Below are 8,913 nucleotides of genomic sequence, written 5' to 3'. Positions count from 1 at the left end.
CGGCGATCACACTCGCCGTGTCGGCGGCCGCCATCAACGCCTGACCAGACAACCCGCCACCCTCCCGGGCCAGTTGCCCGGACCACGGCAAGCGCAGCACGGCGTGCCGCTCCCCGGTCTCGGTCACCGACAGCCCGAGCGCCTGCACCCAGGGAGCGAAGTTGTCGGCCAGGATCTTGTCCGCCTCGGCGGTGGTGAGGTTCATCGGGCCATTGTGGCGGCCGTGGTGGCGTCGTGTCAGCCGGCTGCCCTGAGGCTGTCGAGGTGGCGGCGTAGCACCGCGCGGAGTTCGGCCGGGCCGACCAGGTCGGGGTCCTGGACGGCCTGGAGGGTGAGGCCGTCGAGGAGGGCGGTGAGGCGGCGGGTTTCGACGGCGAGGTCGAGGCCGGGGGTGAGGGCGCCGGCGCGGCCGGCCTCGTCGAGGACGCGGCGGATGAGTTCGTCCAGGCCTGCCTGCATCTCGGCGGCGCGGGGCCGGAGTTCGGGGCGGGTGCGGGCGGCGGTGACGAAGGAGAACCAGAGGGCGGACTCCTCGCGGCGTTCGGCGTCCAGCGGGAGGATCTCGGCGAGCAGCGCCTCGGTGCGGGCGCGCCGGTCGCCGTCGGCCGTGGCCGGGTCGAGCAGCACGCGTGCGTGGGTGCGGACCCGGGCCTCGATGCGGCGGGCCAGTTCCCCCATCGCGAAGATCATCAGCTCGGGGCCGCCCGCGAAGTAGTGCCGGACGGATCCGACGGCGAGCCCGGCCTCGTCGGCGACGTTGCGCAGCGAGGCGTGCTCCAGCCCCTCCCGCGCGGCGACGCGCAGCACGGCGTCGGCGACGGCCTGGCGGCGCTCCACGGGGTCCACGATCTTCGGCATGTTGTCGTTATAGCACGGGTGGGCTAAATTGCTGATTTAGCACGGTCGAGCTAAAAACCTCTGGGGGGAACGGAATGAACGTTTGGCTGCACGCGGGGCTGATCGCCGCCGTCGTCATCGTGGTGGTGGTCCGGCGCCTGAGCGGCGAACCGCTCAACGCCCGCGACCTGTTCGCGCCACCCGTGGTGCTGACCGGGATCGGGCTCTGGACGATCTCCCGGCACCAGGGCCTGCACGCGACCGACTACGTCTGGATCGCGGTGGGCGCCGCCCTCGGCGTCGCGCTGGGTGCCGTCCGCGGTGCGACCGTCCGGGTCTACGAGCGCGACGGCGTGCTGTGGCAGCGGTATACCTGGCGGACGTTCCTGGTGGCCGGGATCTCCCTCGCGGTGATGGCCGGATTCGCCGCGCTGGCGGCCCACTTCGGCCTCGCCGCGGATGCCCGGCCGGTCCAGCTCTCCATCGGCGTGGGCTTCCTGGGCGAGGCCTTGGCGGTGGGCTACCGCGCGCTCTCCTCCAGCGTGCCGTTCGCGCCCGAGCGGCGCTCCTAGCCTTCGTTCCGCAGCCCCTCGGCGATCAGCTCGGCCAGGTGCAACGCGCGGCGGCCTTCTGCCAGTTGGGTGATCTGGGTGCGGCAGCTGAAGCCGTCGGCCAGGACCACGGTGTCGGGGGCGGTGGTGCGGAGTTCGGGGAGGAGGACGCGCTCGGCGATCGCCTCGGAGACCTCGAAGTGGCCTTGTTCGAAGCCGAAGTTGCCGGCCAGGCCGCAGCAGCCGGAGTCCAGGACCCGGTTGTGCAGGCCGAGTCTGGCTTCGACGCGGCGGTCGGCGGTGGTGCCGAGGACGGCGTGCTGGTGGCAGTGGGTCTGGGTGACGGCGTCGCGGTGGATGCGGGGGAGCGGGGCGTCGGGGGCGTGCTCGTCGAGGAACTCGGCGAAGGTGCGGGTGCGTTGGGAGAGCGGCCGGCCGTCCGGGCCGAGCAGTCGGGGCAGGTCCTCGCGCAGGAGGGCGGTGCAGCTCGGGTCGAGGCCGACCACCGGGGTGTCGGCGGGCAGGCCGGCGGCGTCCAGCGCTTGCAGGCTTCGGCGCAACACCCTGCGGGCGGTCCCGATTTGGCCGGTGGAGTACCACGTGAGGCCGCAGCAGACCGGGCCGGCGGGCAGGCGGACGTCGAAGCCCAGGTGTTCCAGCACCTCGACGGCCGCGCGCGGCACGCTCGGCTGGAGGCGGTCGGAGAAGGTGTCCGGCCAGAGCAGGACCGGCGGCGCGCCCGCCGGGGCCGGGTTCGTGGCGCGGTGCCGGCGGTACCAGCGGGTGAAGGTCTCCGGCGGGAGGACGGGCAGGACGCGCCGCCGGTCGATCCCGCCGAGCCGCTTCAGCAGCGCGCCAGCCGGGGAGCGGGCGAGGGTGTTGGCGGCCCCGGGGGCGAGGGCGGCGGCCCGCAGCCAGAGCGGCAGCCAGCCCATCGAGTAGTGGGAGCGCGGGCGGAGGCGGTGCCGGTAGTGCTGGTGCAGGAACTCCGTCCGGTACGTGGCCATGTCGACGTGCACCGGGCAGTCGCTCGCGCAGCCCTTGCAGCCCAGGCAGAGGTCCAGCGCCTCCCGGACCTCCTCCGAGCGCCAGCCGTCGGTGATCGCCGCGTCGGCCCGGTGGCCGGGCGGGGCCCCCGCGCCGCGCAGCATCTCGGCGAGCAGCCGGGCCCGGCCCCGGGTGGAGTGCCGCTCCTCGCTCGTGGCCATGTAACTCGGGCACATCACACCGGTGTTGGGGTCGACGCACTTGGCGACGCCGACGCAGCGGTGCACGGCCCGGGTGAGGCTGCCGCCGTCCTGCTCGTACGGGAGGGCGAGCGGCAGCGCGCGGCGCGGGGCGGTGACGAAGCGCAGGTCCGCGTCGAGCGGGCGCGGGTCGACGAGAGCGCCCGGGTTGAGCAGGTTATCCGGGTCCCAGATGTGCTTGAACTCGCCGAACAGGGCCAGGACTTCGGGCCCGTACATGCGCGGCAGCAGCTCGGCGCGGGCCTGTCCGTCGCCGTGCTCGCCGGAGAGCGAACCGCCGTACGAGACCGCCAGATCGGCGGCCTGCTCCAGGAACTCCCGGAAGACCAGGACCCCTTGGGGCTCGCCGAGCGGGAAGTCGATCCGCAGGTGCACGCAGCCCTCGCCGAAGTGCCCGTACGGCACGCCGCGCAGGCTGTGCCGGCGCAGCAGGGCGCGCAGGCCGCGCAGGTAGTCGCCGAGCCGCTCGGGCGGGACGGCGGAGTCCTCCCACCCCGGCCAGGCCTCCCCGCCTCCCGGCAGCCGGGTGACGGTCCCGGCGCCCGCCTCCCGGACGGCCCACAGCTGCCGCTGCTCGACCGGGTCGGTGACGAGGGCGACGGCCGCCGAGGGCTCGCGCCGCACCGCGTCGGCGAGCCGGCGGGCGGCCTGGTAGGCCTCGGTGCGGGTGGCGCCGCCGACCTCCAGGAACAGCCAGCAGGCGCCGGCCGGCAGCCGGTCGAGCGCGGGCGGGCGGGGGCCGGCGGCGAGCAGGGCCTCGATCAGGTCGGCCGCCATGCCCTCGGCGGTCAGCGGGCCGAGGGGCAGCAGGGCAGGGACGGCGTCGGCGGCGGCGCCCTCGTCCGGGTAGCCGGCGACGACGAGGGCGCGGGCGGGCGGGTCCTCGACGAGCCGGACGGTGGCGCCGAGCAGCAGCGCGCAGGTGCCCTCGGTGCCGGTGAGGGCGCGGGCCAGGTCGTGGCCGTGCTCGGGGAGCAGCGCGTCCAGCGGGTAGCCGGAGCCACGGCGCGGCAGGTGCGCCAGACTGGGCATGCTGCGGCGGATGGTCGCGAGGTTGCGGTCGGTGAACTCCTGCAGCTGCGTGTGGAGTTGGCCGACCCGCCCGGGCAGTGCGCGCAGCGCGTCGCGCTCGGCGGGGGTGAGCGGGCCGCCGACGGTCAGCTCGGTGCCGTCCGCGAGGAGCAGCTCCAGCCGCTCGACGCTGTCGGAGGTGCGCCCCCAGGCGAGCGAGTGCGAGCCGCACGAGTCGTTGCCGATCATGCCGCCGATCGTGCAGCGGCTGTGCGTGGACGGGTCGGGACCGAAGCGCAGCCCGTACGGGCGGGCGGCGCGCTGGAGGTCGTCCAGGACGGTGCCGGGCTCGACCCGCGCCGTGCGGGCCTCGGGGTCGACGTCGAGCACTGCGCCGAGGTGGCGGCGGAAGTCCAACACCACCGCGCCCGGCCCGATCGCCTGCCCGCCGATGCTCGTGCCCGCCCCGCGCGCCACCACCGGCACCCCGTACCGGCCGCACAGGGCGAGCGCGGTGCGGACGTCGTCGAGGTCGGCCGGCTTGACCACGCCGAGCGGCAGGTGCCGGTAGTTGGAGGCGTCGTACCCGTAGACGGTGCGCTCGGCGGCGCCGAAGCGGACCTCGCCGCGCAGCTCGGCGGCCAGCTCACGGGCCAGCTCGGCTCCGGGGACGGCGGACGGACGGCTCACCGGGGACCTCCGGGGCGGTGCGGCGACGGCTCCGCCGATCATGGCACCTCGGCGCACCGCGCGGCAGTGGGCCACCCCGCGCGTTCCTCCGTCGGGGTGGCCCCGCGATCCCGGGATCAGGACTTGCGGCGGTTGGCCCCCGTGATCGTGCCGCGCGCGATGTGGGACAGCTTCGCGACCTCGAACGCCGGGTACGCCCCGCCCGCGAGCAGCGCGAACTTGACGCCCAGGCGCCCGCCCGGCTTCTTGTGCCCGGGCGGCAGGAAGCGGCGGTGGTGCTCGGCGGCCCGGTGGAAGAACTGCGGCCGCTCGGCGCGCGTCACGCACCCGGCGAGGTCGAACACGAACAGGTAGTGCCGGATCATCCGGACGAACACCGCGTCACGGACGGCGTACAGGTGCGGCTGGTCCTCCAGGAGCGCGAAGGTGCGCTCGTACTGGTCGAACAGGTCGAAGACGCTGTCGCCGGGCGAACCGGTCGGGTGGACGGTCTCGCGGCGCCGCAGCTGCACGCACTCGCGCGGCAGGACGGCCACCCGCTGGGCGGCGAGCATCGCCTCGAACACGACCGGGATCTCCTCGTACCGGCCGTCGGGGAAGGTCAGCTTGAGCTCCGTCCAGTGACCGCGGCGGATCAGCCGGTCCCAGACCAGCGGCGGCGCGCCCAGCAGCTCCGGGCGCTCGAACGGCCCGGCCACGCCGTCCCCGGCCGCCGCCAGCTGCTGCTCCGCCCCGCCGGCCCACTCGCGGCCGTTGTGCAGCCGGGTGTGCCCGAACTGCAGGACGTCCACCGGCCCGGTCGCGCCCAGCCGGTCGGCGAGCGCCTGGAGGCCGTCCGGCGGCAGCACGTGGTCGGCGTCCAGGAAGAGCAGGTACTCGCCGGCCGCCCGCGCCGCCCCCGCGTTGCGCGCCACGCCCACCCCGACCGCCGCGTCCAGGTGCAGCACCGACACCTGCGGGTGCTTCGCCGCGTACGCGTCCACGAGGTCCTGCGGGGTCTCGGCGGAGCGGTCGGCGACCACGATCACCTCGACGTCCCGGAAGGACTGGCCGAGCAGCGAGTCCAGGCAGGCCGCCAGCTGACTGTGCTGGTCGTAAGCGGGGAGCACGACACTGATCAGAGGGGAGGGCATGACGCCGGAGCGTAAGAGGGCGCGCGAACCGTGGCAAAGCCCTGACGCCCCGTAATTCCGGCCAATCCCCGGCAAACCGTACGACCGTGCGCCATATCTTCACGCCGCCTGCCGGACGCGTCCACGCCAGAAACCTGGCCGTATCCGAACGGCACGGGCCCGCGACGCACTACGCGCCGCGGGCCCGGGGGTGCCGGAGCAGCCGGCTCGGTGCCGGCTGTCGGGCTCGGTACCAGTGGTGGACTCGGTACCAGAGGTCGGATCAGTACCAGTGGTGGGTCTGCCAGAAGGACCAGGCGGCGCAGGGGCTGCCGTAGCGGGAGTTCATGTAGTCCAGGCCCCACTTGATCTGGGTGGCGGGGTTGGTGCGCCAGTCGGAGCCGGCGGAGGCCATCTTGGAGCCGGGGAGGGCCTGGACGAGGCCGTAGGCGCCGGAGGAGGCGTTGACGGCGAGGGGGTTCCAGCTGCTCTCGCGGAAGACGATGTTGCTGAAGCACTGGAGCTGGCCGGCGGGTACGAGCTGGGCGGCGATCTGCTGCGGGGTACCGGTCAGGGCCGGGGCGGCGGTGTTGAGGGCCGGGCGCTGCTGGGAGCGGGACGCGGCGGCGTCGGCGTCGGCCTTCGCCTTGGCGTCCGCCTGGGCCTTCGCGTCGGCCTCGGCCTGCGCCTGGGCGGCGGCCTGGGCCTGGGCGGCCGCAGCGGCGTCGGCCTCGGCCTGGGCGGCCTGGGCCTGCGTGGCGGCGTCGGCCTGCGGGGCCTGCGGCGCCTGGGTGGCGGCCGCGACGGCGGCGACCGGGGTGGCGGCCTCGGCCCTGTCGCCGGCCTGCGGGATCGCCAGGGCGGCGGTGGCGGCGCTCGCCACGACGAGGGTGGCGACGCCGGTGATCAGGGAATTGCGGCGGGCATGGCTGAGCGGCATGACTGCGGAGGGTCCTTTTCCGTCGGGTGGCATCACGCGGCCGTCCGGGGATGGCCGTGGCGCCCCGGCGGAACCGGCGGGGCGGGTCGGGCGGCGCGGCGGTCGGACCGTCGGCGCTGCCTGGCGACGAGCCATTCTTGGCAGGGCCGGGGACGGGTGGCAAAGGCGCTCGCTACTACGCCCGGTAGTGGGTGTGGCAGGGTGCGGCAGTCCGTTTTGAGTGGATTGTCCGAGTTGTGCAGTTGTAGGTTGCGGGTCGGTTGCGGACGGTGATCCAGAGGGGGAACGGCGCGGTGGCCTGCGTTCTTCAGGCAGGGTGAGGTGCCGGACGGGCCCGGGATCGCGCGGGGCAGGCGCCGGGTGCGGGGCTTCTGCTACGGGGGGTCGTAGATGCGGTGACCCCTGTGGGCGGCCTCACACGTTTGACGGCCGGAGTTCGGCGGAGAGTAGCCGGACGCCTACGCGGGCGGGGCGGAATCCGGCCTTGCCGCGTTCCTGCCAAGTCGGGCTGGCAGGGCCCGACCCCTCCTCCGCCGCCACCGCGGCGCGGCACGCTCGGTCCTCCCGACCCGTCCAGGAGGTATCGATGAAGCGTCAACTCGGGAGAGTCGTCAGTCTGTTGGCCGGTTTCGTGTTCGCGGCGGGCATGACGGCCCTGCCCGCCGCGGCCGCTCCGGCGCCGTCCCAGCCGGTGGTGGGCGGCACGCAGGCCGCGCAGGGCGAGTTCCCGTTCATGGTGCGGCTCTCGATGGGCTGCGGCGGCGCGCTCTACAGCCCGCAGATCGTCCTCACCGCCGCGCACTGCGTGAGCGGCACCGGCGCCGACACGAGCATCACCGCGACGCTCGGCGTCGTCGACCTCAACAGCCCGGGCGCGATCACCGCGCAGTCCGCGTACGTCTACCAGTCGCCCGCCTTCAGCGGCGCGGAGACCGGCAACGACTGGGCGCTCATCAAGCTCAGTGCCCCCGTCAGCGGCGCTCAGGTGGCCACGCTGGCGATCACCAACTCCACTGCGTACGACAACGGCACCTTCACCATCGCGGGCTGGGGCGCCGCCACCGAGGGCGGCGGCCAGCAGCAGTACCTGCTGAAGGCCACCGTGCCGTACGTGGACGACGCGGCCTGCACGACGGCCTACCCGAACCTCGTCACCTCGGCCTCGCTCTGCGCGGGCTACGTCGACCAGGGCGGCGTCGACACCTGCCAGGGCGACTCCGGCGGCCCGATGTTCCGGCTCGACGCGGCCGGGCGGCCGGTCCAGGTCGGCATCGTCAGCTGGGGCAACGGCTGCGCCCGCCCGGGCTTCCCCGGCGTCTACACGAAGGTGAGCACCTACGCCGCCGACATCGCGGCGGCCGCGGCCACTATCTGAGCGGTCTCCGTCCGAGCGGCCACCCTCTGATCAGCCATGCTCCGGTCCGCTCCGCCCCGCAGGCTCGGCCACCCGTCACGGGGGCCGGGCCCGCGGTGCTTCGGACACGGAACGGCCGATCGGCGCAGTCCGTGTGGCACGGACACCGGGGCGGGGGTTCGCTGATACCGCGCCGCCCGGGCACCCAACGTGCCCACAGGTCACTGAACGTGACGAGAGGCGGTCGCTGATCAGTGCGAACTCTCGCCACGAGGAGATCCTTCATGAAAGCCACCCTGAGACTGGGTGCGGTCGCCGGTTCCGTCGGCCTCGGTCTGAGCCTGGCCCTGCTTCCCGCCGTCCAGGCCCACGCGGCCTCGACCTTCGTCGCCTGCGGTGACATCGCCGGCCTGCGCAAGGCGATCAACACCTTCAACGCGGCCGGCAGCGGTGACATCGCGCTGCAGTCGGGCTGCACGTACACGGTGACGGACATCGACAACGGGAACAACGGGCTGCCCGCGATCAAGGGCGCCATCCGGATCGGCGCGTTCGGCGCCACGATCGCGCGGTCCACCGCCACTGGGACACCCGACTTCCGGCTGTTCTTCGTGGCGCAGGGCGGCAGCCTCACCCTGGATCGGGTGAACCTCGCCGGCGGGCACCTCGGCAGTTCGAGTGACACCGGCGGCGCCGTCTACAACCACGGCTCCTTCACCGTGGTCCAGGCGACGCTCTCGGGCAACCACGCGGGCTCCGGCGGGGCCATCTTCAACCAGGCCGGCGGCACGGCCAATCTGGACGCCGCCACGGTCGCCGGCAACACCGCCGACCTGGGCGGCGGCATCACCAACGTCGGCACCCTGAACGTCAACTACTCCACCGTGCACGGCAACACGGCCTCCGACCTCGGCGGCGGCGTGTACAACGCGGCCGGCGGGACGAGCATCGTGGACAGCCAGGTCACCGGCAACACCGCGACCAACGGCGGCGGTGGCGTCTTCGTCGCGGGCGGTCAGGTGTCCGCCTTCAACAGCAACATCAGCGGCAACTCCCCGGACCAGTGCGAGCCCGCCGGGTCGGTGCCGGGCTGCTTCGGCTGAGCCCGTCGAGGCGGTCGGCCCGGGTGCGCTCCGCCGCGGCCCGGGCGAGGCCAAGAGAGAGTTCGGAA

7 protein-coding genes and 1 pseudogene are annotated in these 8,913 nt (G+C 74.2%); 3 read left to right on the top strand and 5 right to left on the bottom strand.

The annotated features are described in order from the left end of the window. Both AB0O00_RS22485 and AB0O00_RS22480 read right to left on the bottom strand, forming a co-directional pair. Positions 1 to 205: pseudogene (locus AB0O00_RS22485) on the bottom strand (thioesterase); the annotation flags it as partial. A 32-nt stretch (positions 206 to 237) separates the two neighbouring features. Next, entirely contained in the window at positions 238 to 858 is a 621-nt protein-coding gene (locus tag AB0O00_RS22480) for a TetR/AcrR family transcriptional regulator (protein WP_363654448.1), read from the bottom strand. A 74-nt stretch (positions 859 to 932) separates the two neighbouring features. Between AB0O00_RS22480 and AB0O00_RS22475 the strand changes: the two genes are divergently transcribed. Continuing rightward, complete coding sequence (locus AB0O00_RS22475) at positions 933 to 1,409, top strand: DUF1453 domain-containing protein (protein ID WP_363654446.1); 477 nt, start codon at positions 933 to 935, stop codon at positions 1,407 to 1,409. Here the strand turns inward: AB0O00_RS22475 and AB0O00_RS22470 are convergent. The 3 genes from AB0O00_RS22470 to AB0O00_RS22460 form a co-directional block, all read right to left on the bottom strand. Next, on the bottom strand, positions 1,406 to 4,336 hold the full coding sequence (locus AB0O00_RS22470; RefSeq protein ID WP_363654444.1) for an FAD-binding and (Fe-S)-binding domain-containing protein: 2,931 nt from the start codon (positions 4,334 to 4,336) through the stop codon (positions 1,406 to 1,408). The genes AB0O00_RS22475 and AB0O00_RS22470 overlap by 4 nt on opposite strands. 116 nt (positions 4,337 to 4,452) lie before the next feature. Further along, entirely contained in the window at positions 4,453 to 5,469 is a 1,017-nt protein-coding gene (locus AB0O00_RS22465) for a glycosyltransferase (protein WP_363654442.1), read from the bottom strand. A gap of 262 nt (positions 5,470 to 5,731) precedes the next feature. Continuing rightward, the gene (locus tag AB0O00_RS22460; protein ID WP_363654440.1) at positions 5,732 to 6,388 is read right to left on the bottom strand and encodes a transglycosylase SLT domain-containing protein; all 657 of its coding nucleotides are present in this window, start codon (positions 6,386 to 6,388) and stop codon (positions 5,732 to 5,734) included. 586 nt (positions 6,389 to 6,974) lie between these two features. Here AB0O00_RS22460 and AB0O00_RS22455 point away from each other — a divergent pair. Both AB0O00_RS22455 and AB0O00_RS22450 read left to right on the top strand, forming a co-directional pair. Then, complete coding sequence (locus AB0O00_RS22455; RefSeq protein ID WP_363654438.1) at positions 6,975 to 7,763, top strand: serine protease; 789 nt, start codon at positions 6,975 to 6,977, stop codon at positions 7,761 to 7,763. Positions 7,764 to 8,026: 263 nt separating this feature from the next. Then, the gene (locus tag AB0O00_RS22450) at positions 8,027 to 8,845 is read left to right on the top strand and encodes a hypothetical protein (RefSeq protein WP_363654436.1); all 819 of its coding nucleotides are present in this window, start codon (positions 8,027 to 8,029) and stop codon (positions 8,843 to 8,845) included. The last annotated feature ends 68 nt before the right edge of the window (positions 8,846 to 8,913 follow it).

The organism is Kitasatospora sp. NPDC093558 (genome assembly GCF_040683475.1).
Classification (GTDB): domain Bacteria; phylum Actinomycetota; class Actinomycetes; order Streptomycetales; family Streptomycetaceae; genus Kitasatospora.
This window is presented reverse-complemented; position numbering and strand designations above follow the sequence as displayed.

Coding starts and splice junctions, on each gene's coding strand:
- AB0O00_RS22480 (WP_363654448.1), bottom strand. CDS start 858: ATGCCGAAGATCGTGGACCCCGTGGAGCGCCGCCAGGCCGTCGCCGAC.
- AB0O00_RS22475 (WP_363654446.1), top strand. CDS start 933: ATGAACGTTTGGCTGCACGCGGGGCTGATCGCCGCCGTCGTCATCGTG.
- AB0O00_RS22465 (WP_363654442.1), bottom strand. CDS start 5,469: ATGCCCTCCCCTCTGATCAGTGTCGTGCTCCCCGCTTACGACCAGCAC.
- AB0O00_RS22460 (WP_363654440.1), bottom strand. CDS start 6,388: ATGCCGCTCAGCCATGCCCGCCGCAATTCCCTGATCACCGGCGTCGCC.
- AB0O00_RS22455 (WP_363654438.1), top strand. CDS start 6,975: ATGAAGCGTCAACTCGGGAGAGTCGTCAGTCTGTTGGCCGGTTTCGTG.
- AB0O00_RS22450 (WP_363654436.1), top strand. CDS start 8,027: ATGAAAGCCACCCTGAGACTGGGTGCGGTCGCCGGTTCCGTCGGCCTC.